This window comes from Roseomonas sp. F4 (assembly GCF_053891155.1).
The window spans coordinates 133,204-156,638 of sequence record NZ_JBSSHK010000002.1 but is presented as its reverse complement, the minus strand read 5'-3'; the positions used below and the strand labels follow the sequence as shown (position 1 = coordinate 156,638).

Genomic DNA, 23,435 nt, shown 5'->3' with positions numbered 1-23,435 from the left:
TCAGGCCTGCCGCAAGGCCTCTGCGCCGCGCTGCCACAGCGCGGCCTGGTCCGCATCCAGCTTCGCCAGGCCGACACCCTCCGCCGCGATCGGCTCCAGCAACGCGGTCAGCGTCATGAGCAGGGCGGCGTCGCGCGGATGCGCCAGGCCCTCGACAAAAGCCCGCATCTGGGCGCGCCGCACCCGCAGCACCGGGCCGAACTTGTCGGCCTCCGTGCCCGGCCAGCGGATGAAGGTCTCCGGCCAGCCCTTGCCGCGGCGGAATTCCAGCAATGGGCCGTCCGACGCCAGGGCCAGCTTGAAGCGGATCTGCGGCCAGGCCTCCCCGCCACCGGCCAGGCCGTGCACCACCAGATCCAGGTGCTGGTAGCCGCGCGCGCCGGTCAGGTGCTGGTGCAGCTCCACCCGCCCCAGCTGCGGCTTCGGCGGCGGCAGCGGGATGCCGCGCTGGATCGCGGCCTCGCGCTGCGCCTCCCGCAGCACATCGGGGTCGCGGGCCGCCATCAGGCTGGGCTCGGTCAGCGTCAGGACGCCCTCCGTGCCCGCATCGCGTCCCTGCACCGCCAGCACGATCTGCGCCTGCGGGCCGAGGGCCAGGGGCAGAAGCATGGTCAGGCTGCCATCCTGGCCAGGCGTGGCATCGCGCCAGCCGGAAAAGCTGCCCTCCGCCGCCAGGGAATCGAGCCCGGTCACCGGATGGCCCGCCGGCACGACCCATACGCCGATGCCAACGGGGCGCGCGGCGCTGCCTTGCAGGCTCCAGCCGAGCCGCAGCACATCCGTCCCCAGCACCGTCACGCGCGGCAGCGCCAGCAGGGCGGGTTCCGTCCCGGTGAGGGCGAGGCGCGTGGCCTGGCCCAGGCCGGACCAGTTGCCGGCCAGGATTCGCGCGGCCTCGCGCTCGGCCGGCGCGATCGCCAGTGGAACGCCGGTCAGCGGCAGGCTGGCGCCGGCCTCGTTCCAGTCCCAATGCGCCGGCACCACGAAACGCTCGCCCAGACGCGCGGTCCAGATGCGCATGGCCAGGGCGCGGCCCTGGTCGCTGCCATCGGCGCGACCACAGGCGACGGCGGCGGGCACCCAGTTGGGCTCCAGCGAGAAGGCCAGGGAATGGGGCCCGGCGACGTCGGCGGTGATCTCCAGCACCGCCGTCTCCCGGTCCGGCCCCAGCGGGGTCGGCAGGTCGAGCGTCAGCCAGCCTTCCGTCACGCTTTCCATCGGCACGGTCCAGGCGGCGGCGATGCGGCCGCTTTCCTCGCCCAGCACGCGCAGGCGCAGCGGGCCGCTGGTGGCGGCGCTGATGGCGCCGACATGCACCGCCAGCGCGGCCAGGCCTTCCAATTTGCGCGCCAGCGGTTGGCGCAGGAACAGCCGCTCCCCCTCCGTCGCCACGCCGATGCGCTGGGCCGAAGGCTCCAGCGCCGCGACCAGGGACAGGGGCGCGGGCGGGCGATGGCCGAGCGTGCGGGTGACGCTGGCGATGGCGATGCGGGTTTCCTCGTAATCCACCCGGGTCGCGGCCAGTTGCCGTTCCAGCCGCACGCAGCGTTCCTGCGCCGTCTGCACCTCCGCCGCCAGCCGCGCCAGCAGGGCCGGCAGGGCGGTCGCGGCATCAGCGGCCAGCACCAGCGGCGCCGGCTGGCCCATGGCCGATTGCCACCACTGCGCCACCGGTCGCCCTTCCTCCGCCGTGCGGGCCAGCAGGGCGACGGCGCCGGGCGGCGGCAGGGTCAGCGGCAGGGTGGCGGCCGGCTCAGCCGCCGCGTTCGGGCGGTGCAGGCGGAAGGTCTTGCCGTTGCGGGTGGCGAGCCACAGCTCGATGCCCGGCAGTTCCAGCCCTTCCAGCCCTGGCAGGCCGGCGATGGCCAGTACGGCGGTGCGGCCGGACATCAGTGCCGACAGGTCGGCGGGCGCGATCTGGAGAATGCTCATGCCGCAGGCCTCAGCGTCTGCTCGATCCGCTCCACCCAGCCCTCCATGTTGCGACTCCAGCTTGTATCGGCCAGCCGCGCCGCGGCGGCGAGACCCACCTGCCGCAACCGCGCCCGGTTCCCGGCAAGGTGGCGGAGAATGCTTGCGAATTGCGCGACCACGCCAGCCTCATCCTGGTCCACCGAGACCAGGAAGCCGTCCACGCGGTCACGCAGGATTTCCGTCACCGCGCCGACATCGGTCGCGACCATGACGCAGCCGAAGCGCTGCGCCTCCAGGATCGTCAGGGGCACGCCCTCGAAGAAGGAGGGCAGGACGACGACATCGGCCCAGGCATAGAGCGCATCCAGCTCCGCCCCCGTCATCGCCGGCGGCTCCAGCTCCACCCCGGTGGCGGAGAGGTCGAGCGCGGCATCGTCCAGCACCGCCTTGCCGACCACGCGCCAGACGATGTCGCCGCCCTGGGTCTGGAGGATGACATCGCGCAGCCGGTCCAGCCCTTTCTGCGCGTCCAGCCGGCCGAGATAGAGCACCCGCAGCGGGCGGTCCTCCGCCGCGCCACGCGCCGCCAGCGCGGCCGCCAGCACCGCCGGATCGGCGGTGTAGGAGGGGGCGTTGAGCACCTTCACCACCTTGTCCTCCGGCACCGCCTGGCCGATGCACCAGTCGCGCAGGCGGTCGGAGATGACGACGAAGCCGTCATAGGCACCTTCATAGGCCAGGGCGATATGCGGGTTGCCGAGCGGATTGCCGAGCGGCCCCTTCTCCACCAGATGCAGGCCGAGCCAGGTCTTCACCCCCTGCTGGCGCAGTTGCTGCATCAGGCCGTGGCCGCCCAGCGCATGGGTGTTCAGCACCACATCCATGGTGGCCAGCAGCCCCACCGCATCGCGCGTGTCGCGCCAGATGGCGAAGCCGGAGACCGGCGCGCCCAGATGCATGCGGTCGTAGTCGCCGCCCTCGATACCCTCGCCGCCGAAGAAGTTGACGCTCTCGAAGACCTCGAAATGGCCGTCCAGCGGCTGCACCTTCTGCGCCCCGGTGATGAACAGATGCGGCCGCCAGCCGGCATGGCGCATCGCGGCGGCGTAGTTGAACACCACCTTTTCCACCCCGCCGAAGGAGAACAGCGGCAGGATGAAGCCGATATCGCGCTGGTCGCCCGGCGCCAGGTGCGGCAGCACGGCGCCGCAGCGGGCCAGGTCGTAATAGAGGTCCGGCGCCATGAAGCGGGGCCGCCGGTCATCCGGCCGCCAGGTGGTGGACAGGGAGGAGCGTGTCAGCATCCGCTCCCGCAGCGCATCGACCTCCGCCAGCATGCTGTCCACAACCGGCGGCGGCGCATCGGCCAGCAGGGCGGCCGGCAGCATCACCGGCAGATGCGCCAGGCGCGGGCTCGGCGTGTCGGATTTCACGGAATTGACCCAGCCGACGAAGGGGTCGCGCGCCACCTCCTCCAGCAGCATGGTGCGGGCGAAGATCATCGCCGCCGCGGCCCCCACCCCGCCACTGACACCGCCATCCGGCGGGGCCGGGACCAGGGACACGCCCAGCGTGCCATCGGCCGAGGGCGTCAGGGTGACGGCGAGGAAATGCGCATCCCGCAGCGCGACATTGGCCTGATGGAAGATGCCGCGCAGCAGGCGCGACCGGCGCAGCAGTTCATAGGCCTCGGTCGTGGTGAAGCAGCAGAAGGAGGGGAAATGCGTGGCGCGCGGCTGCCGGCTGGCCTCCACGAAGCGGCTGCGCGCCATCTCCCGCGCTTCGGTCCGCGGTGCGGGGATCATCGGGTCCAGCAGGTAGCCCACGGTCGGCTCGCCATCCTGGAACAGGGCGAAGCGCGGCAGTTCCTCCGCCTCCAGCACCGCCAGGCGGCGGGCGGTGAGCTGCTTCGCCATGCGGTTGCGCATCTGGCCGAGGATGACGCCGCGCTGGCGTTCGGAACTGGCGAGCATGCTCTCGGCGCGCTTGCGGTACTGGAAGCCGGAAGCGGGCAGATGCCGGCCGCGCCAGCCAGCCAAGGCGGCGCGCAACCAGAAGTCCCAATCCTCGAAGCCCGCCCGCATCGCCTCGTCGTAGCGCAGGCCACGATCGAAGACGTCGCGCCGGATCAGGCTGCCGGCCTCGCAGTAATTCTCCGCCAGATGCATGAAGAAGGAATAGTCGCCGGCGGTGGAGTGGTTTTCCTGGAAGCCGAAGAAATCGAAATCCGGATAGACCCAGCCGGTGCTGGCTGGGGAGGCTTCCAGCAGCGCCTGCGCCCGGGCCAGGAAGGGCGGCTTGATGCGGTTGTCGGCATCCAGCGGGAAGATGCTGCGGCAGCCCGGCCAGGCCTTCAGGATGAAGTCGATGCCGGTGTTGCGCGCCGCCGAAAGCCCGCCATTGGTGCGACGCAGATAGATGATCCGGCCAGGATGGGCGCGGGCATAGGACAGGGCGGTGTCGTGGGTCTGGGCGAAGGGGCAGCCATCATTCACCACCACGGCACCGATGCGGTGAGGACCCTGCTGGGTCAGGACCGATTCCAGCGCCTCCGCCAGGAAGCCGGGCTGCTTGTAGGCGGGGATGACGACTCCGATGTCGATGGATTGCGCGTCATGCTCTGCCGGCATCAAGGTCATCCCGTTCGTCTCTCCGCATGCCATCCCACAGCCACGCGGCGGCGCGCCCCTCGCCACCACGGTGCCGGCCGATGCGGATATCCACGACCCGTCGCCGGCCCATCAACCCAGGTAACGCCGACCCCCGGGCCGGCGGACCATCCCCGTATCTACACGAAATGACAAGGTCATTGTGCATCGCAGCAAGCCCCGCCCGCAAGGTTGGCGGCGCGGCCGCGCGCGGTCAGATGAGCGATTCGCCGGCGGACTGCTTCAGCCGCGCCAGGCGTTCCAGCAGGATGAACTGATCCTCCCAATCAATATCCATCGCGACATCTTCGGCGATCGGCATGAAATAGGGCTTCTGGCCGATACGGTCGCCGGTGGCGCGCATGACGGAGAAGGGCATCACATAGGCCGCATGGTTGATTTCCAGGATCGGCTTGATGTCCTGGCTGCGCGGCCATTTGACGGGATGCGGATTGTAGTTGATCGGCCCGTTCTCATCCCAGAGGAACTTGTGGAGCTTGGTCACGGTGATCAGCGAATCATGGCCACGGGCCACGCAATCCTCATAGGCCCGGATAAACTCCAGATAGTCCTCCCCGCGCACGAAGGGGGAGGTGACATGGCTCCAGACGATCACCCCGTCCCGCACCAGTTCGGCGATGTAGAGGATGAACTCATCCATGGTGGTGCTGCTGCGCCCGAGCTCGTCGGGCCGGGGCAAGGGGCGGACCCGCGCATCCACCTTGGCCGCGAAATCGGCCGCGTAGTCGAGCACGATCGGGTCGTTGGAGGAGACGATGATCTCCGCCAGCTCCGCCACCGCCGCCATCTGCCGCAGCTTCAGCTCGATCAGGCCCTTCTCGAAGCCGGCGAAGGGGCGGGTGTTCTTGTTCGGAACCCGCTCGCTGCCGGCACGGCAGGGCAGGAAACCAATATAGGGCAGCATGGGGTTCTCCGGAGGCAGGCGGCGACGGGCCGGCGGGTCAGCTGGCGGCCTTGACGAAATACTTGTGGTGCTCGCTGGGGTTCACCCGCTTTTCCTCGCTGCCCACGATCAGCTCTGCCTCCCGGATCGCATCGACATATTCGCGGAATTTCGGGGTGGTGAGGTCCACCGCCACCGCGTCGAAATGCGCCCAGTCCGTGTTGCCGAGCTTCACATGCTTCTCGACCATCCGCGCCCCGGCGGCGACCGCCAGGGCGGAGCCCTTCCAGCCGAAGTCATGGCTGGAATAGGCGGGGACGATCTGGCGATGCTGCCTGGACAGCCGGTCGTAATGCCGCACCACGCCGACATTGCATTCATGCAGCGGCGTCGGATAGGCGCTGTTCGCCTGCATCAGGAACAGCCGCTCGCAATTGGTGAAGTTCTCCAGCACCCAGCGCTCATAGGCCTGGTCCGTCATGCCGGTGGACAGCACAACGCCGCGCCGATAGTTGCGCGCGACATGGGAGAGGTAGTCCGTATGTTCGGAGATGGTGGAGGGTAGCTTCACCAGCTCTGGCTCGAACTGCTGCATGAACTGGAAGGAGGGCAGGTCGAGCAGCGAGGCGAACCAGCCGATGCCCAGATCCTTGCACAGCGTATCGACGAAGGCGAAGTCCTCGGCCGAAAGCTCCAACTGCCGGCGATAGTCGCCGAAGGTCCGGCCGAAGGGGGACCGGTATTCCGAGTCCAGCTGCTCCTGGCTGTAGAAGGTGCCGACGTCGCGCTTCTGCAGCTTCACATAATCGGCGCCGGCGGCGCGCGCCGCGCGGATCATCCGCTCCAGCCGTGCCCGGTCGCCGAAATGGTTGGTGGTCATCTCCGCCACCACGGACACATTGTACCGCGGCGCGTCCGGCACCGCGGCGTTGCCCAGGAACTGGCGGTTCAGGTCATCCGGGGAGATGGCGCTGAAGGCGCGCTCCCCCACATGTTTCACTTCCAGGTTCGACTGTTGCAGGAAGTAAAGCGTGTTGAGGAAGTAAAATTCCTGCAACGAGATCTTGGCCTGCTTCTCCTCCGCCGATTGCGGCGCGAAGTCGGTGGTGATCTCGTGGCTGTAGCCGGTCTCGGGGCGGAAATCGAAGCCGACCATATAGACGGTCTGGGTCCGCCCCCGGGCCTTGGCGACCAGGCGGGCGACCTTCAGGGCGGTGAGGAAAAGGATATCCTCCAGCGCCAGCTCATCCGTCATGAAGCGCTGCATGACGAGGTCGGAGGATTCCTGGGTCAGCGTGTGGTGCGGCACGCGCAGCACCTTGCGCCCGGGCACGGCGAAGTCGGTGGAGGTGATATAGAGCTGGGACCGGTAGCCGGCGGCGCGCAGGCCCTGCTTCACCCAGTCCGCATGGAAGACGGTGATGTCGGCCGGGGCGATCCGCTCCGCATCGTTCAGACCGATGACCAGGGAACCGGCGAAGACGTCCTTGCGGACCTCATCCGCCGACCGGCCCTTGCCCAGGATGAAGATCGTGTCGGTGCTGTATATCGACGCGATATCGGCGATGAGGTTCGAGAAATCGTCCATCAAACTTGCTCCCATCGACGGCCACGTCGCACCCCTGCTCCAGCGCCAGCATGAGCCCCGGCAGAAGGTCCCAGGCGTAGGCGCCCTTCGGGTTGCAAAAGCGCGCGAAAGACCCCCGCGCCACGTTGTACAGGTTATAGACCGCGCAGCCGGTGATCCGCGACTCCCTCACCTCACCCATCTGGCGGGCGATCTCCTCACAAAAAGACGACGAGAAGCCGACGATGCGAGAGGTCTCATGGACGATTCTGTCGCCCGTCATGAGCGATTCGGAAAGCTCCGGGAGAAGAAGCAGACTGCCAATATGACCGCCGCGGTTCCATACGCCGAGTGATACGCCCCACTCCTTCAGGCCGGAGCAGAAATTTTCGGTACCGTCGATCGGATCCAGAAGTACAAGATAGCCATCACCGAGCTGGTCGGAAGTACTGTAGCTTTCTTCCCCCACGAAGTCGGCACCCGGTAGATTTTCAGTGACGTAGCGTCGAATCATCTCCTCGACGAAGACATCGGAGGCAGTGACCGGACTTCCATCGGGCTTCCAGGAAACATCCCGCCGGCGCTCCAGGATCTGTGGAAGACCCGCCTTCACCAGGTCCATCGCCCCTTGAAGAAAGGACCGCACCTCCTGCACCTGCATGCGTCGTCACTCCAGATTGTGATGTTGCCTTTGGTCGGGCGGCTACATAGAGAGGAAGTTGGCGGTACCCCGAATGCCGCACGAACCCGTTGCCTTTATAGATCTTCCTCTCCCCTGGGAAAGTCAACATCCACCCTTGCCGAGTTGAATCCAGCAACGGGGCGGTAGAGTACGCCATCCCAAAGGATAAGACCAAATGACGACCGTTCTTTGTAGCGTATGCGCCCACACCAGGCCGGTTGAGCTTTTCGAGCAATTTCTGAATTACAATACAGCCTTCGAAGCCAAGCTGCATCACGTTGCGCATATCTCACGGGATGGTTATCAGGACTTCTTTCGGGATGCCGAATCGCGCGGCGTGGATTTTGCAGCGATTCCGAACGTCCATTTTAACACGACATCCTATGGCAGCGGCACGGGCGTGATCTCCTCACTGCTCGGCTTCCACTATGCCAATGTCATCGAGGCGATTCGCCTCGGTCTTGAATTTGACTATGTGCTGATCCACACCAGCTCGGACTTGTTCTTCCGAACACTTCCGGCCTCCTACATCGAAAGCTACGATCTCGGCTGCCTGCACAAGGAGCACCTGTACAAGGAAGATCCTTATTTCGAAAAGGCGAGCCAGGACACCAACTTCGTCCGCCTGGCCCAGACCATCGTGCCGGATGGCAAGCTGCGCAAGTCACGGGTTGAGGCCGCTTTCTTCCGGAAGAGCATCTTTCTGGAACTGATGGCGCTGATGCTGAAGTTCGAGGCCTTCGACACCGAGCGCCCCTGGTTCAAGACCTATCCCTTCGAGGAAATCGCCGTCCCGACCCTGGTCGCGGGCTACGTGGCGAAGCGCAAGCTCCGCCTGACGCGCAACCTGGTGGTCACCACCGATGGCGCCTTCTTCGAGGCGGTCTCCGGTCGCAAGAAGCAGTGGCGCGAACCCATGACGCTGGAGGAGTTCCACCAGCTTCCCCAGGCGCTGGAGGCGCGCCGCGTCGCCGACCAGTATTTCTCGGTGAAATTCGTCGCGCAGGACCAGAACGACCCGGTGCGGCAGGAGATCCGCCGCAAGCTGGGCTACGAGGTCGCGCTGCGCCGCACCGCCAGCGCCTGAACGCCGGCCAATGGCTCAGGCCGCGCGCAGGTGTTCCTGTAGCCGCGGCATAAGTTCCACCAGATTGCAGGGCCGGAAGCGGGCATCGAGTTGATGCACCAGGATGTCGTCCCAGGCATCCTTGCAGGCCCCGGTGCTGCCCGGCAGCGCGAACAGATAGGTACCACCCGCCACCCCGCCGATGGCGCGGGACTGAATGGTGGAAGTTCCGATCTTCGCATAGCTCAGCATGCGGAACAGCTCGCCGAAGCCGGTGATCTCCTTCTCCAGCACACGGGCGAAGGCCTCCGGCGTCACGTCCCGGCCGGTGATGCCGGTGCCGCCGGTGGTGATGACGCAATCCACCTGCGGGTCCGCGATCCAGGCGCGAAGCTGCGCCTCGATCAGCCCGGCCTCGTCACGCAGGATGGCACGCGCCGCCAGCACATGGCCGGCGGCCTCGATGCGCTGGACCAGCGTGTCCCCGCTGCGGTCGGAGGCGAGGTCCCTGGTGTCGGAGACGGTGAGCACCGCGATGCGCACCGGCAGGAATTTGCGTGATTCGTCGATCGGCATGGCGCCCGCCTCTCAGAGCATGATGACCGAAGGCGCGAAGGCACCGGAGGTCTGAATCATGCGATCCAGTATTCAGCGGGAGATTAGCATCGCCGCGACCGCTGGCGCCCCCTGGAACTGGGGGAACCGCCCCGTGGCCAGCGCATCGAGCGAGGGTGAGGGCAGGCCGAGCCGGGCGGCGTAGATCCAGGAATAGGCCAGCACACGCTGCACGAAGACCCGCGTTTCCCCCACCGGGATGCTCTCGATGAACAGGAAGGGGTCGGTGCGGTGGCGCACCGCCGGCAGCCAGCGGGAGAGGTTGCCAGGGCCGTTGTTATAGGCGGCCAGCAGCCGGATCAGATCGCCGTCCACCTGTCCCATCTGCGCCAGGTGATGCACGTAGCGCTGCCCCACCTCCAGCGAGAAGCCGGGGTCGTGCAGCCGCGCCACATTGGCCCCGCGCAGGCTGCGGTCGCCCGTCACATAGCTGGCGGTGGCCGGCATGATCTGCAGGATGCCGCGCGCTCCGGCCGGGGAGATGGCGCGGGGATCGAAGTTCGATTCCTGCCGCGCCAGCGCATAAAGCAGCGCCGGGTCGATCCGGAAACCGTGCATCGGCTCCAGCCGCGGCAGCGGGAAGCGGGCGAAGTCGCGCGGCCGCCCATCGGCCGATTGCGACAGCGTGGCGAGCTGGGAGGCAAGCTCCGACATATTGGACTGGGAGGCGACCAGCAGCATGGCGCGCACCACGCCGGCATTGCCCTGCACCCGCGGCCACAGGGCGCGCAGCTCCGCCTCCGCCCGCGCCGGCTGGCCGATCTGCAGCAGGGCCAAGGCGCGCCAGCCGGCGGCGGTCTCGGCCATGGCGGCGGCCTCCCCCTCCCCGGCCACTTCGCTCTGCCAGGCGAAGCCCATCGGCAGGCCGAGCGCCCGGCGGGCGACCAGGCCGTAGAAGGTGCGCGGCTCCTGCGCCGCCTGCATCATCCAGGGCACATAGGCCTGGGGTCGGCGGGCGCGCACGGCGGCGCGCGCGGTCCAGAAGGCGGCGGCGGCGCGGGTGGCGGGGGCGGCGATCTCCGACCGCGCAGCATGTTCGAAATAGGCCAGCGCCGCTTCCGGCTGGTTCAGCGCCCAGGCGGCGAGGCCCGCGATATAGCCCGGAAAGGCAGTGCCACCGGATTCGCGGGCGGCGGCGGAGGCGATGCGGAAGGCCTCCTCATCCCGCCCCTGCTGGAACAGCGCCTGCGCCACCTCCGCCCGCAGCAGCGCGGCATAGGCACCGCTGGCGCGGCTACGCTCGATCTGAGCCAGCGCGCCCTCGGCATCCTCCCGCGCGCGCTCGCGGACCGAACGGTCGAGACTGGGGTTGCGGGTGATCTGGCGGGTTGGGGGCTCGCGCTCCTCCGGCACCTCCTCGGCGCCATCGGCCAGGCGATCCTCGCGCGGCGCGGCGGGCAGGGTCATGCCGGCGGGGGCACGGCGCACCAGGATGGCGTGGATGGCGGGCGCATCCGGATGGTCGGCATAATCGGTCAGCCAGGCCACCACATCCGGCAGCGGCGGCTCCACGCCGGCGCGAAGCCAGCGATCGGCCAGCACATGGCCAATAAGCCGGCGGTCTTCCAGCCGTTCCACTTCGCGCAGCGATGGCGCGATCTCGTTCCTGGCATGCAGATCGAAGATACGTCGAAGGCGCGCCGCATCGGATGGCGCTAGGGGTTGCGGGAACCCGGCGTCCCGGCCCTGCGATGCAGGGCGTGGGACGCTCATGGCGGTCTGGTCGACCCGTTGCGCGACGGCGGGAGCCTGAACCCCCAGCGTCAACGTCGTTGCCATCAGCAGCAGCCCGAGGGCTGCGGCAGATGGGGAACGCCGGGCCATGGGGCAGAGCGCTTGCATGGCGGGCCACCCCTAAGGCGGGGTGTGACCACCTGACAACCCCCAATCATGAGACAATATTAATTTTTTAGATCGCTCACGTCGAATCAGTCTGTTACTGCATTTTGTTGACGCATTATTTTTCAATCGCTTGTGGCTTCACCGTCCAGAGTGCGTCGCAACAACAGCAGGTCCATCCAGGCATCCCGTTTCGCTGCCGGGCTGCGCAACAGATAGGCCGGATGCAGGGTGGGCAGCGCCGGCAGCTGGGAGTCCCCCGTGTCCATGCGGTGCCAGCGGCCGCGCAGCCGGGTGATCCCCTCCTTCGATCGCAGCAGGGATTTGGCCGGGGTGCCGCCCAGCAGCACGATATGGCGCGGCCGCACCAGGGCGATGTGGCGCAGCAGGAAGGGCAGGAACAGCGTGATCTCGCCATCCGTCGGCGTGCGATTGCCCGGGGGGCGCCAGGGCAGGATGTTGGTCAGGTAGAAGTTCCGCGACCGCTCCAGCCCGATGCTGGCCATCATCCGGTCCAGCAACTGGCCGGAAACGCCGACAAAGGGCCGGCCCAGCCGGTCCTCATCGGCGCCCGGCGCCTCCCCGATCATCATCAGCCCGCTTTCCGCCACGCCGTCAGCGAAGACCAGGTTGGTGGCGGTGTCGCGCAGCGGGCTGTCGGTCTCGGCGATGGCCTGGCGCAGCGCCGCCAGGTCCTGCGCTGCCGCGGCCCGGCTGCCTGCGGCCAGGACGGCGGGCGGCAGGCCCGGGGGCAGCAGCGCGGTGGGCGCCGGGCGGATCGCCGGGCGCGCCAGTTCCGGCGCCGCATCCGCCATCGGGGCCGCTGCAACCGGGGCGGCTGCGGGCGCGCGGAATCGGTCGATGGGCGCGTCGTCCAGCGCCTCATCCACCCCCCAATCCAGCTGCAGCCGCAGGGCGGCCAGCAGTTCCTCGCGCATTCCTGCCTGCATGGGGGCGATATCGGGCCGCTTCGGGGTTCCGCGCAATGGGCTGCGAGGCTACATCCCAGTTCCCAAGGAACACCGAAGGAACAGCGCATGTCCGGTGACGCGGCCGAAACCCGGGAGAGCATGGAATTCGATGTGCTGGTGGTGGGCGGTGGCCCTGCTGGCCTCGCTGCCGCCATCCGGCTGAAACAGGCCCGCCCCGACACCAATGTCTGCCTGGTGGAGAAGGGCGGCGAGATCGGCGCCCATATCCTGTCCGGCGCCGTGCTCGAACCCCGCGCGATGGATGAGCTGTTCCCGGATTGGCGCGACGATCCGCCGGCGCTCGCCACCCCGGTGACCGATGACCGCTTCATGCTGCTGACCGAGTCGCGCGGCTTCAAGCTGCCGACGCCGCCGCAGATGCACAATGAGGGCAATTACGTCGTCTCCCTCGGCAATGTGTGTCGCTGGCTCGGTGCGAAGGCCGAGGCGCTGGGGGTGGAGATCTATCCGGGCTTCGCCGCCTCCCACACCCTGATTGAGGATGGGCAGGTGAAGGGTGTGGTGGCGGGCGTCGCCGGCATCCTGAAGGATGGCAGCAAGGGCCCGTCCTACGAGCCGGGGATGGAGCTGCGCGCCACCTATACCGTCTTCGCCGAGGGCTGCCGCGGCAGCCTGACCAAGCGCCTGTTCGAGACGTTCGGCCTGCGGGAGGGTGTCGCGCCGCAGACCTTCGGGCTCGGCATGAAGGAGCTTTGGGAAATCCCCAAGGAGAAGCACACGCCCGGCCTGGTGTGGCATTCCACCGGCTGGCCGCTGTCTTCCGACACCTATGGCGGGTCCTGGCTGTACATGCTGGGGGACAACCTGGTCTCGGTCGGCTTCGTGGTCGGGCTGGACTATCCGAATCCCTGGCTCTCCCCCTTTGACGAATTCCAGCGCTTTAAGACCCATCCGGCGGTGCGCGGCTTCCTCGAAGGCGGCAAGCGCATCAGCTACGGCGCCCGCGCGCTGAATGAGGGCGGGTTGCAGGCGGTGCCGAAGCTGGTTTTCCCGGGCGGCATGCTGGTGGGCGACACCGCCGGCTTCCTGAACGTGCCGAAGATCAAGGGCACCCATACCGCCATGAAGTCCGGCATGGTCGCCGCCGAGGCGATCGCCGCGGCCCTGGACGGGGATGCGCCCCCGCCGGTGCTGGAGAGCTATCCGACCGCCCTGAAGGCGAGCTGGGTCTGGTCGGAGCTGGAGGGGGTGCGCAACATCCGCCCCGGCTTCGCCAAATACGGCTTCTGGGGCGGCATGGCCGCCGCCGCGCTGGATACCTATGTGCTGCGCGGCAAGGCGCCCTGGACCTGGAGCCACCATGCCGACCATGAGACGCTGAAGCCGGCGGCCGAGTCCAAGAAGATCGCCTATCCGAAGCCGGATGGCGTGCTGACCTTCGACCGCCTGTCCTCGGTCTTCCTGTCCAATACGAACCATGAGGAGCATCAGCCCAGTCACCTGGTGCTGAAGGACCCCTCGGCCTGGAAGGGCACGAACTGGCAAAAGTTCGCCTCGCCCGAAAGCCGCTACTGCCCCGCCGCGGTCTATGAGGCCGTGGGCGCCGAGGCCGGGAATGGCGAGGGCGAGATGCATCTGGTGATCAATTCGCAGAACTGCGTCCACTGCAAAACCTGCGACATCAAGGATCCGTTGCAGAACATCGACTGGAAGACGCCGGAAGGCGCCGGCGGCCCGAACTACATCGGCGGCATGTAGCCTTCCGCGCATCCGGCCCCCGCCATGGTCGCCATGCCACGCCGCGCGGAGATCCAAGCCGCCCTGCCCGCCGCCGCGCGGGCGCCAGGGTGGCAGCCCCTTCCGGCGGCCCTGCTGGGCATGGTGGCGCTGGCCTTGGCCCTGGCGGCGGATCTGGCGCAGCCGGTGGCACCGCTCGCCGCCTGGCTGGCGCTGGCACTGACGGTGCTGCTCGGGCTGGCGGTGCCGCTGCGGCGGGTGCTGCCGCGACTGGCCCAGGCGGTCGCGCTGCTGCTGCCACTGTTTGCCGGGCTCGCCCTGGCCGAGGCAGTCTTGGCCGGGCCGCGCGGGATGCTGGCGGGGCTGGTCCCGGCGCTGGCGCAGTGGCAGGACCGCCATCTCGGCACGCCGCCCGACCCGCCCTGGGAGGCACCCCGCCTGCGCGCCGCGCTGATGCGGCGTGATGCGCCGCTTCGTCCCTACCCCGCCTCGGCGGATGAATTCCTGCTCAATGCCCTGCTGCGGGATGCGCGCCACGACCGCGCCGGCGCGGCGGCGGAGCTGGTGGAGGCGCTGCGCCGCGCCCCGGAACCGCGCCCGGATGCGCGGCTGCTGCATCAGGCGCTGATGGGCTGGCCGCAATCCCGTCCGACGCTGGAGGCGGCGGCGCTGTCGCTGCCGGTGCTGCCGGCCGAGGACCTGCTGGCCCAGGCGGAATGGGCGCATGCGCAAATCGCCGCCACCCTGCCGCTGGGGCCGACCATCGCCATCGCCGCCCGCATCGCCCCGGTGGTGGAGGCCTTCGCCGATGACGCGCGCTTCGCTGCGCTGGCGGAGCGATTCCTCGACCCCCGCCGCGCTCTGGCCCTGCGCCAGGGCGTCGCGACGCTGGATTGGGTGCGGGAGGTGGCGGCGCGACGGCTTTCGGTCGCCACCGCGATGCCGCCCCCCGGCCAGCCGGCCCAGCCCCTGTTGATCCGCATCACGGTGCCGGAGCCGGCCCAGGCGGTGCAGCTTTGGGACGGGGCGGATTGGGTGGCGGTGCCGCAGATGGCGGATGACCCCGCCCCGACCCTGCGCCAGCCCCGCCCCTTCCAGCCGCAGACCCTTCGCCTGCGCTATCTGGACCGCGACGGCCAGGCCTCGGCGGAGGTGGAAGCGACGATCGACCCGGTGGCGGCGATTCGCGCCGCGGCGCGGCAGGCCTTGCAGCGCCAGGGTGCCTTCGCCCTGTACCAGCCGGGCTTCCTCAGCCCCGGCCAGCTCAACCCCCTGCCCCTCGCCGGCCGCCTCCGCGCCGCGCTGACCGCCATCACCTGGCGCGCGGAGCCGGGGGGAGACGCGGTGACCGTGCCGGTCGGCGTGCCGGACGAGGCCCTGCTGGCCGGCGATCCCCCGCGAATCCTGATCGAATTCACCGTGCCGGAGGAGGCGCGGCTGCTGCACCTGACCGCCCATCTGGCGGAGGGCGGGGAGATCGGCCCGGTGGTTCTGCCGATACGATAGGAGACCCCCCTTCCCGTGCGGCTTGGTTGCGGGCAGAGGAACAGCCTGACTTTCTTGGAGCGAAACACCCATGACTCATGCCGCCCCCGGTGGATTCCAGCACGGCATCACCGCCGCCGCCGCCCGTACCATCCTGGACGCCACCCTCACCAAGGGGCGGGAACTGGGCCTCGCGCCGCTGACCGTGGTGGTGCTGGATGCCGGTGGCCAGTTGAAGGCCGCGCTGAAGGAGGATGGCAGCAGCCTGCTGCGTCCCGACATCGCCTGGGGCAAGGCCTTCGGCGCCATGGCGCTGGGTTTCGGGTCGCGGGAACTGGCGCGGCGCAGCCAGTCCATGCCGGGCTTCATGAACGCGCTGTCGGACCTGGCCGGCGGCCGCGCCGTACCGGTGCCGGGCGGCGTGCTGGTGCGCGCGGCGGATGGCGCGGTGCTGGGCGCGGTTGGCGTCTCCGGCGACCTGTCCGACAAGGATGAGATCTGCGCCGTCGCCGGCATTCAGGCCGCCGGGCTGATCGCCGATACCGGCGACGCCCCCACCTGATCTATCGGCCCTGATTGCCGTGCATGCGGTTGCGGGGCAGATTTGTCCCGCAACCGCAAGAGAATCGAAAAACATGCTCCGCATCCACGGTGTCGCACGCAGCCGCGCCTTCCGCTGCATCTGGGCGGCGGAGGAAGCCGGCCTGGCCTATGAGGTGGTGCCGGTCGGCTTCGGCCCGGGGCTGAAGGATGCGATGGCCCCGGTCAACCCGAACGGGAAGATTCCGGCGCTGGAGGATGGCGGGCTGCTGCTGTTCGAGAGCCTGGCGATCAACCTGCATCTCGGCGCCAAGGCCGGCGCGCCGCTGATGCCTGCCGGCGATGATGGCTCACGCGTGCTGCAATGGACGCTCTGGGCCGCGACCGAGGTCGAGCCCCATGCCATGCAATGGGCCTACAACACCTTCATCCGCCCGCCCGAGCAGCGCGACCCGGCCCAGGCCGCGGCCGGCATCGCCGCGCTGGACCAGCGCCTGGCGGTGCTGGAGGCCCATCTGGCCGCCGGCGGTCCCTGGCTGCTGGGCGAGAACTTCACCATGGCCGACTGCAACCTGGCCAGCGTGCTCTATGGCGGCTGGGCCAATGGCTATGCCTTCGGCCCGAAGGTGAAGGCCTGGCTTGACGCCGCCGTGAACCGCCCGGCGGCACTGGCCGCGCGGAAGCTGCGGGAGGGGTAAGGCCCCCCTACCGCGGGCCCCTTTTACCTGGCCCCTTTTACCGGGGCCCGCGCGCCCGGTTCAGCGCCAGTTCCGCCGGCGTCAGCTGCAGGCTGAGCCGGATGGTGTAGTCGTCGGCGCGGCGACCTTCGCCGAGGGGCATGTTCAGCCGCAGCGTCTGACCATTGACCCGGGTGCGCGCCACATTCGGGGCGAAGGCGACCCGGGTGGTGGCGGATTGGCGGTCCAGAACGGCGCTGTCCGCCGCATCGGTCAGGGCGACGAACCAGGGCAGGTCCAGCGTGCGGCCTTCCGCCGCCGGGCCACGTTCCACATCGAAGCGCGGCGTCAGCCGCACCTCCAGCCCGCTGCGGTCGCGGCGGGTATAGTCGCAGCTCGCATCGAAACCGGCGATGCGGGCATCGGCGGTCAGCGCCGTCAGATCGCCGCTGGCGCCACCGCGAAAGCGCGTGAGATCCGCGCCATCGGCCAGGATGGCGATGCGTGGGCAGGGCGCCTGGTTGCCGTCGCCGGCGCCCGGCAGGCTGCCGCCACCGCAGGCCGCCAGCAGGCCCGCAGCCGCCAGGGCGGCGAGGCGATTGCGATTGATCCGAAATGCCATGCGGGCCACGCCCCCTTTGAAGCCGGTCCCTCTTTGAAGCAGGGCCGGCGGCCGGTAAGATGGCGCATCGTCGCCACGCTGCGTCTATCGCATCGCCGGCGCCGTCCGACCATCCCCGGACCCGCGAGGTATCCGGGCGACGCAGCCGCCAAGCAGGATCCACCATGCCCGACACCAAGCCCCGGCTGAACGTGCTTCTGGCCGGACCCCGCGGCTTCTGCGCCGGCGTGGACCGCGCCATCAAGATCGTGGAGGAGGCGCTGAAGCGCCATGGCGCACCGGTCTATGTGCGGCATGAGATCGTCCACAACCGCTTCGTGGTGGAAAACCTGGAACGCCTTGGCGCCGTCTTCGTCGAGGAACTGTCCGAAATCCCCGACAATGGCCGCCCCGTGGTCTTCTCCGCCCATGGCGTGCCGAAATCGGTCCCGGCGGAGGCCGCCGGGCGGCAGATGTTCGCCCTCGACGCCACCTGCCCGCTGGTCAGCAAGGTGCATCGCGAATCGGAGCGGCTTTACGCCCGCGGCCGCCACATCCTGCTGATCGGCCATGCCGGGCATCCGGAGGTGATCGGCACCATGGGCCAACTGCCGGAGGGCACCGTCACCCTGGTGGAGGATGCCGAGCAGGCCGAGACGGTGCAGCCGCCGGCCGGGGAGCCGCTGGCCTTCACCACCCAGACCACCCTCTCGGTCGACGACACCGCCGATATCATCGCCATCCTCCAGCGCCGCTTCCCCGACCTGGTCGGCCCGGCGAAGGAGGATATCTGCTACGCCACCACCAACCGGCAGGCCGCTGTGAAGGCCATCGCAGCCCGGGGGGCGGAGCTGGTGATCGTGGTGGGCGCGCCGAATTCCAGCAATTCCGTGCGGCTGGCGGAAGTGGCGCGCCGCGCCGGGGCGAAGCGGGCACTGCTGGTGCAGCGGGGCGCGGCGCTCGACCCCTCGATCGCCGATGGCTGCACCACCATCGGCCTGACCGCCGGCGCCAGCGCGCCGGAGGTGCTGGTGGAGGAGGTGCTGGCGAAGCTGGCCACACGCTTCGACCTGGCGGTGGAGGAAGTGGTGGTGGCCGAGGAAAAGGTGGTGTTCCGCCTTCCCCCCGCCCTGGCGGCCGAATAGACCCCATCCATGGCTGTCTATACCGAGGTGACCGACGAGGCGCTGCGCGCCTTCCTGGTCGATTATGAGCTGGGCGGCCTGATCGCCTTCCGCGGCATCGCCGAGGGCGTGGAGAATTCCAACTACGCGCTGCGCACGGAACGCGGCGACTTCGTACTGACCCTGTACGAAAAGCGCGTCGATCCGGCGGAGCTGCCCTATTTCCTCGGGCTCATGGAACATCTGGCGCAAGCGGGCCTCGCCTGCCCCACCCCGGTGCGGGGGCGGGATGGGGAGGCGCTGCGCGCGCTATGCGGCAGGCCGGCGGCGATCTGCACCTTTTTGGAGGGCGTCTGGCCGCGCCGGGTGCGGCCGGAGCACCTGGCGCCGCTGGGTGAGTCCCTGGCGCGGCTGCATGCGGCCAGCGGTGATTTCGCGGGGCATCGGCCGAATGCGCTGGGGCCTCAGGGCTGGGCGCCGCTGCTGGAGGCCTGCCGCGGCCGGGGGGACGAGGTTCTGGCCGGGCTGATGGCGGAGCTGGACGGCCATCTGGGTGCGATCCTGGCCGCCTGGCCGGCGGCGGGCGCCCTGCCGGTCGGGCAGATCCACGCGGACCTGTTCCCGGACAACGTGTTCTTCCTGCCGGATGCGTCGGGGCAGCCACGGGTTTCGGGCATCATCGACTTCTACTTCGCCTGCACCGACCTGCTCGCCTATGACATCGCCGTTTGCCTCAACGCCTGGTGTTTCGAGGCGGATGGCGCCTTCAACCTGACCAAGGCGCGGGCGCTGATCGGCGCCTATGCCGCGGTGCGCCCTCTGACCGCGGCGGAGCGCGTGGCGCTGCCCGCGCTGTGCCGGGGCGCGGCGATCCGCTTCCTGCTGACGCGGCTTTATGACTGGACCCACACGCCGGCGGATGCGCTGGTGACCCGGAAGGACCCCTTGGAATATCTGCGCAAGCTGCGCTTTTTCGCGCAGGTGGAGAGCCCCGGTGCCATCGGCGCCTGAGACCGTGCCGGTGGAAGACCGGCCCTTCGTGGAAATCTGGACCGATGGCGGCTGCAAGCCGAACCCCGGCCCCGGCGGCTGGGCCGCGATCCTGCGCTCCGGCCCGACCGAGAAGGAGCTGACCGGCGCCGAGGCCGCCACCACCAACAACCGCATGGAACTCACCGCCGCCTGCGCCGCGCTGGAGGCCCTGAAAAAACCCTGCCGCGTGGTGGTGCACACCGACAGCGAATATGTCCGCAACGGCATGGAGCGCTGGATCAAGGGCTGGGTGCGCAACAACTGGCGCAATGCGGCCAAGCAGCCGGTGGCGAATTACCCGCTGTGGCAGCGCCTGCTTGAGGCGGCGAAGCCGCATGATGTGGAGTGGCGCTGGGTGCGTGGCCACAATGGGGATGTGATGAACGAGCGCGCGGATGTGCTGGCGACGCGGGCACGGGAGGGGTTGGGGTAGGCCCAGGCCCGCGCCGTCTCAGAAGTGATGCCGCAGCGGCTTTTTGGCACCAACGCGAATAGAGGGCTGTTTCTTTAGGGACTATGCGGCATCCTAGGATGCTTCCGCTGGGAGACGCCCTCATGCCTGTCTGTGCCCTAGCCATTCCCACCCAAGGCCGCATCCGGCAGGCCTGCCCGCGCCTGATGATGGCCGGCGCCAATGGCTGAGCTCTGGGCGGAATGGGGCGGCCTCGCCTATGCCATCGCGGCGCTCTGGGCCTTCTTCGAGGGTGAGACCTTCGTGCTGGCCGCCGCTGCCGTGGGCGCCGCGGCGGGGGGGATCGATCCCTGGCTGCTGATGGTGGTGGTCTGGGGCGGATCCTTCGCCGGCGACCAGACCTGGTTCTTCGTTGGTCGTCGCTTCGGCCCTTCGGCGCTGGCGCGGTTTCCGCGCTGCCAGCGCAATGCGGACCGGGCCATGGAGCTGCTGCACCGGCATGGCACGCTGTTCATCCTCAGCTTCCGCTTCATGTACGGCATCCGTAACGTCGCGGCCGCCGCCTGCGGCCTGGCCGGCATGCCCTATCGCCGCTTCGCCATCCTGAACTTCATCGGCGCCGGGATCTGGGCCAGCAGCTTCGTCGCCGCCGGCTGGTTCCTCGGCAGCTGGCTGGGGGTCGAGCGGCTGTTCCAGCTGATCTGCGGCGGGGTCTTCCTGGCCCTCGCCCTGCTGGTGGGGCGTGGCCTGCTCCGGCGGCGGGCGGCGCGGCGCGTGCTGCCGGCCTGAGGCGTTACCAGCCCAGCGTGCCGGGCCCGCCCTTGAAGGGCCCGACCAGTTCGGAGGTGATCCAGCCGCCGTAGAAACCACCCGGCTGCGGCTGCACCACCTCCTCGTCCACCCGGCATTCCTGCATCAGCCCGGCATAGACGGCGACATGGTCGCGGAGCGCGGCGAAGGCGGGCGTGGGGTCCGGGTAGCTCCAGCCGGCGCGGGGCGCCGTCTCGCCCCCGGCCACGATGTCCCAGTAGCGCGCCACGCCCTTCCATTCGCAGAAGCTGCTGCCGCTGGCCGCCCGCAGCACGCCGGGTGCGAAGGCGTCCGGCGGCAGGTACCAGCTGGGCGGGTGGAAGGTCTCCAGCACCCGGAAGGCGGCCTGCGTGTCCGCGATCCACAGGCCACCGAAGCGGATCCTCACCCGCCGGCGGCTGGCTTCCAGACGCGGCGGGCGCGGATAGTCCGCGACCCGCTCGAGGGTGCTGGGCTCAGTAATAGGTCAGGTCCCTTGCCTTACCGCCAAACACCCGCCAGGCCAGCACCGTGTAGAGCACGATCACCGGCAGCACGAACAAGGCCCCGGCCAGGATGATGGACAGGCTCTCGGGCGCGCTGGCGCTTTCCCAGATGGTCAGGCGTTCCGGCACCACATAGGGGAAGAAGGACCAGGCGAGGCCGGCGAAGAACAGCAGGAACAGGCCGGTCGCGCCCCAGAAGGGAATGTGGTGCCAGGCATCCTCGGCGAGGGGCATGCGCGCCAGCATCCGCGCCAGGCCCCACAGCAGCAGCGCCGTCAGGATCGGCAGCGGCGCCAGCATCAGCAGGCCGGGCCAGTCGAACCAGCGCGCGGCGATGCGCGCCGAGACCAGCGGCGTCACGGCGGAGACCAGCAGGATGCCGATCGCAACCGGCCACAGCGCATGCCGCGCCCAGGTGATGGCATGCGCCTGCAGGGCCCCCTCCGTCCGCCAGATCAGCCAGCAGGCGCCGATGAAGGCATAGGCGATGGCCAGCCCGATCGCCGCCATCAGCGCGAAGCCGGTCGCCGCCCAGCCTTCCGCAAAACCCAGCACGTAGCGCCCCAGCATCCAGCCCTGTGCCAGGGCGGAGACCAGAGAGCCCGCGAAGAACCAGCGGTCCCAGCGCCGCTTCGCCGCCTCGTCCTTGGCCTTGGCACGGAACTCGAAGGCCACGCCCCGCAGCGTCAGCGCCACCAGCATGACAGCGACCGGCAGATACAGCGCCGTCAGGATGATGCCGTGGGCGACCGGGAAGGCCACCAGCAGAAGGCCGACGCCGAGCACCAGCCAGGTCTCGTTGGCGTCCCAGAAGGGGCCGATGGCCGCGATCATGCGGTCGCGCTCATGCTCCTCCGCCACCGTCTCCAGCAGGATGCCGACGCCGAGGTCGAAGCCGTCCAGCACCACATAGGCCAGGATCGCCACCGCCATCAGGCCTGCGAAGACCAGCGGCAGCCACTCGCCAGGGATAAAGGGGGTCATGCCGGGCGCTCCTGGGTCATCTTGTCCTGGGCCGCATCGCCGGGCGCACTGCCCGGCTTCATCATGGCGCCCTCCACCTTCTCGGCGACGCGGCCGGCGGCGGCCAGGCGGAAGACGGTGGTGACATAGGCCAGCAACAGCAGGCCATAGAGCACCAAGTACATGGCCAGTGTGGTGCCGATCGAGGCGGCGGGCAGCGGCCCCGCGGCCTGGGCGGTGTTCAGCACGCCGGTCACCAGCCAGGGCTGGCGGCCGATCTCGGTCACGTACCAGCCGGCCAGGGTGGCGACCCAGCCGGCGAAGGTCATCAGCATGAAGCCGCGCAGCAGAAGCTTCGGCAGCGCGCCGCGACGGAACAGGTACCAGGCGCCGGCCCAGCCCATGGCGATCATCAGCACGCCGATGCCGACCATGACGCGGAAGGCGAAGAACACCGGCGCGACGGGCGGGTGGTTGCCCGCGAACTGGTTCAGGCCGGGCACCACGCCATCCAGCTCATGCCGCAGGATCAGGCTCGCGCCGTTGGGGATGGCGATCTCGAAGCGGTTTTCGCGTGCCGCCTCGTCCGGGATGGCGAAGAGCACCAGCGGCACGCGGCCGCGGGTTTCCCAATTGGCCTCCATGGCGGCGACCTTGGCTGGCTGGTGTTCCAGCGTGTTCAGCCCGTGCAGGTCGCCCAGAAACATCTGAAGCGGCGCCAGCAGCGCGGCCATGACGATGCCGGTGCGCAGCGCCTTGCGAACACCTTCCACCTGATCGCCGCGCAGCCAGCGCCAGGCGGAGATGCCGGCCAGCAGGAAGGCCACCGTCAGCGCGCTGGCCGTCAGCATATGCGCCAGGCGATAGGGCATGGAGGGGTTGAAGACGATGGCGAACCAGTCCGTCGCATGCGCCACGCCGTCGCGCATCTCGAAGCCCACCGGGGTGTGCATCCAGGAATTCAGCGCGATGATCCAGAAGGCGGACATCGTCGTGCCGAAGGCGACCAGGAAGGTCGCGCCGGTGTGCATCCAGCCCGGCACGCGCTTGAAGCCGAACAGCATGATGGACAGGAAGGTCGCCTCCAGGAAGAAGGCGGTCAGCACCTCATAGGCCAGCAGCGGCCCGGCGATATTGCCCACCTTCTCCATGAAGCCCGGCCAGTTGGTGCCGAACTGGAAGGACATCGTGATGCCGGAAACGACGCCCAGCGCGAAGGACAGGGCGAAGACCTTCACCCAGAAGCGATAGGCATCCATCCAGGCTTCGTTCTTGGTCGCCACGAAGCGCAGCTTGAAGAACAGCAGCACCCAGCCGAGCGCGATGGTGATGGTGGGGAACAGGATGTGGAAGGAGATATTGGCGGCGAACTGGATGCGCGCCAGCACGATGGGGTCCATGG

21 protein-coding genes are annotated in these 23,435 nt (G+C 69.0%); 9 read left to right on the top strand and 12 right to left on the bottom strand.

From position 1 onward, the window contains the following. From ACVFYP_RS08180 to ACVFYP_RS08160, 5 genes are all read right to left on the bottom strand, one after another. A complete protein-coding gene (locus tag ACVFYP_RS08180) occupies positions 1-1,932 on the bottom strand; it encodes a DUF6212 domain-containing protein (protein ID WP_499199669.1) in 1,932 nt (643 codons plus the stop codon). Continuing rightward, positions 1,929-4,553, bottom strand: a complete 2,625-nt coding sequence (locus tag ACVFYP_RS08175) for a glycosyltransferase (RefSeq protein ID WP_499199668.1) — start codon at positions 4,551-4,553, stop codon at positions 1,929-1,931. The genes ACVFYP_RS08180 and ACVFYP_RS08175 overlap by 4 nt, the downstream gene beginning before the upstream one ends. Positions 4,554-4,776: 223 nt before the next feature. Next, the gene (locus tag ACVFYP_RS08170) at positions 4,777-5,487 is read right to left on the bottom strand and encodes an acylneuraminate cytidylyltransferase family protein (RefSeq protein WP_499199667.1); all 711 of its coding nucleotides are present in this window, start codon (positions 5,485-5,487) and stop codon (positions 4,777-4,779) included. Between the two features lie 37 nt (positions 5,488-5,524). Beyond that, positions 5,525-7,054, bottom strand: coding sequence for an N-acetylneuraminate synthase family protein (locus ACVFYP_RS08165; protein ID WP_499199666.1), 1,530 nt, complete (start codon positions 7,052-7,054; stop codon positions 5,525-5,527). Continuing rightward, entirely contained in the window at positions 6,963-7,694 is a 732-nt protein-coding gene (locus tag ACVFYP_RS08160; RefSeq protein ID WP_499199665.1) for an inositol monophosphatase family protein, read from the bottom strand. Before ACVFYP_RS08160 ends, ACVFYP_RS08165 begins: the two co-directional genes overlap by 92 nt. A 196-nt stretch (positions 7,695-7,890) precedes the next feature. Between ACVFYP_RS08160 and ACVFYP_RS08155 the strand changes: the two genes are divergently transcribed. Continuing rightward, positions 7,891-8,802, top strand: a complete 912-nt coding sequence (locus tag ACVFYP_RS08155; RefSeq protein ID WP_499199664.1) for a hypothetical protein — start codon at positions 7,891-7,893, stop codon at positions 8,800-8,802. 15 nt (positions 8,803-8,817) lie between these two features. On the opposite strand, the gene moaB is transcribed toward ACVFYP_RS08155, so the two are convergent. The 3 genes from moaB to ACVFYP_RS08140 all read right to left on the bottom strand — a co-directional run bounded on the left by moaB (position 8,818) and on the right by ACVFYP_RS08140 (position 12,173). After that, positions 8,818-9,357 (bottom strand): molybdenum cofactor biosynthesis protein B, encoded by a 540-nt coding sequence (gene moaB / locus ACVFYP_RS08150; protein WP_216872992.1) that lies wholly within the window; start codon positions 9,355-9,357, stop codon positions 8,818-8,820. A 72-nt stretch (positions 9,358-9,429) separates the two neighbouring features. Then, positions 9,430-11,109 carry a lytic transglycosylase domain-containing protein gene (locus ACVFYP_RS08145; protein ID WP_499199663.1) on the bottom strand — a complete coding sequence of 560 codons (1,680 nt, stop codon included), beginning with the start codon at positions 11,107-11,109 and terminating at the stop codon, positions 9,430-9,432. Positions 11,110-11,360: 251 nt separating this feature from the next. Continuing rightward, positions 11,361-12,173, bottom strand: a complete 813-nt coding sequence (locus ACVFYP_RS08140) for a uracil-DNA glycosylase (protein WP_499199662.1) — start codon at positions 12,171-12,173, stop codon at positions 11,361-11,363. 99 nt (positions 12,174-12,272) lie between these two features. Here ACVFYP_RS08140 and ACVFYP_RS08135 point away from each other — a divergent pair, with 99 nt between their 5' ends. The 4 genes from ACVFYP_RS08135 to ACVFYP_RS08120 all read left to right on the top strand — a co-directional run bounded on the left by ACVFYP_RS08135 (position 12,273) and on the right by ACVFYP_RS08120 (position 16,627). Further along, on the top strand, positions 12,273-13,925 hold the full coding sequence (locus ACVFYP_RS08135) for an electron transfer flavoprotein-ubiquinone oxidoreductase (RefSeq protein WP_499199661.1): 1,653 nt from the start codon (positions 12,273-12,275) through the stop codon (positions 13,923-13,925). 24 nt (positions 13,926-13,949) lie between these two features. Next, positions 13,950-15,410 (top strand): hypothetical protein, encoded by a 1,461-nt coding sequence (locus tag ACVFYP_RS08130; protein WP_499199660.1) that lies wholly within the window; start codon positions 13,950-13,952, stop codon positions 15,408-15,410. Between the two features lie 70 nt (positions 15,411-15,480). Further along, a complete protein-coding gene (locus tag ACVFYP_RS08125) occupies positions 15,481-15,951 on the top strand; it encodes a GlcG/HbpS family heme-binding protein (RefSeq protein ID WP_499199659.1) in 471 nt (156 codons plus the stop codon). Positions 15,952-16,024: 73 nt separating this feature from the next. After that, positions 16,025-16,627, top strand: a complete 603-nt coding sequence (locus tag ACVFYP_RS08120) for a glutathione S-transferase family protein (protein ID WP_499199658.1) — start codon at positions 16,025-16,027, stop codon at positions 16,625-16,627. 37 nt (positions 16,628-16,664) lie between these two features. On the opposite strand, the gene ACVFYP_RS08115 is transcribed toward ACVFYP_RS08120, so the two are convergent. Continuing rightward, positions 16,665-17,228: a hypothetical protein gene (locus ACVFYP_RS08115; protein WP_499199657.1), complete on the bottom strand. Its 564-nt coding sequence runs from the start codon at positions 17,226-17,228 to the stop codon at positions 16,665-16,667. A gap of 164 nt (positions 17,229-17,392) precedes the next feature. Here ACVFYP_RS08115 and ispH point away from each other — a divergent pair, with 164 nt between their 5' ends. From ispH to ACVFYP_RS08095, 4 genes are all read left to right on the top strand, one after another. After that, the gene (gene ispH / locus ACVFYP_RS08110) at positions 17,393-18,352 is read left to right on the top strand and encodes a 4-hydroxy-3-methylbut-2-enyl diphosphate reductase (protein WP_499199656.1); all 960 of its coding nucleotides are present in this window, start codon (positions 17,393-17,395) and stop codon (positions 18,350-18,352) included. A 9-nt stretch (positions 18,353-18,361) separates the two neighbouring features. Next, on the top strand, positions 18,362-19,342 hold the full coding sequence (locus tag ACVFYP_RS08105) for a homoserine kinase (protein WP_499199655.1): 981 nt from the start codon (positions 18,362-18,364) through the stop codon (positions 19,340-19,342). A 4-nt stretch (positions 19,343-19,346) separates the two neighbouring features. Then, a complete protein-coding gene (gene rnhA / locus ACVFYP_RS08100) occupies positions 19,347-19,796 on the top strand; it encodes a ribonuclease HI (RefSeq protein WP_499200464.1) in 450 nt (149 codons plus the stop codon). A gap of 201 nt (positions 19,797-19,997) precedes the next feature. Beyond that, the gene (locus ACVFYP_RS08095) at positions 19,998-20,564 is read left to right on the top strand and encodes a DedA family protein (RefSeq protein ID WP_499199654.1); all 567 of its coding nucleotides are present in this window, start codon (positions 19,998-20,000) and stop codon (positions 20,562-20,564) included. A 4-nt stretch (positions 20,565-20,568) separates the two neighbouring features. Here ACVFYP_RS08095 and ACVFYP_RS08090 read toward each other — a convergent pair whose 3' ends face one another. Genes ACVFYP_RS08090 through ACVFYP_RS08080 form a run of 3 tightly spaced genes read right to left on the bottom strand, consistent with a single transcriptional unit; the run spans position 20,569 to position 23,433 of the window. Next, positions 20,569-20,994: a DUF427 domain-containing protein gene (locus ACVFYP_RS08090; protein WP_499200463.1), complete on the bottom strand. Its 426-nt coding sequence runs from the start codon at positions 20,992-20,994 to the stop codon at positions 20,569-20,571. A 46-nt stretch (positions 20,995-21,040) separates the two neighbouring features. Further along, positions 21,041-22,054 (bottom strand): cytochrome d ubiquinol oxidase subunit II, encoded by a 1,014-nt coding sequence (locus tag ACVFYP_RS08085; protein WP_499199653.1) that lies wholly within the window; start codon positions 22,052-22,054, stop codon positions 21,041-21,043. Beyond that, positions 22,051-23,433 (bottom strand): cytochrome ubiquinol oxidase subunit I, encoded by a 1,383-nt coding sequence (locus ACVFYP_RS08080; protein ID WP_499199652.1) that lies wholly within the window; start codon positions 23,431-23,433, stop codon positions 22,051-22,053. The genes ACVFYP_RS08085 and ACVFYP_RS08080 overlap by 4 nt, the downstream gene beginning before the upstream one ends. Between the last annotated feature and the right edge of the window lie 2 nt (positions 23,434-23,435).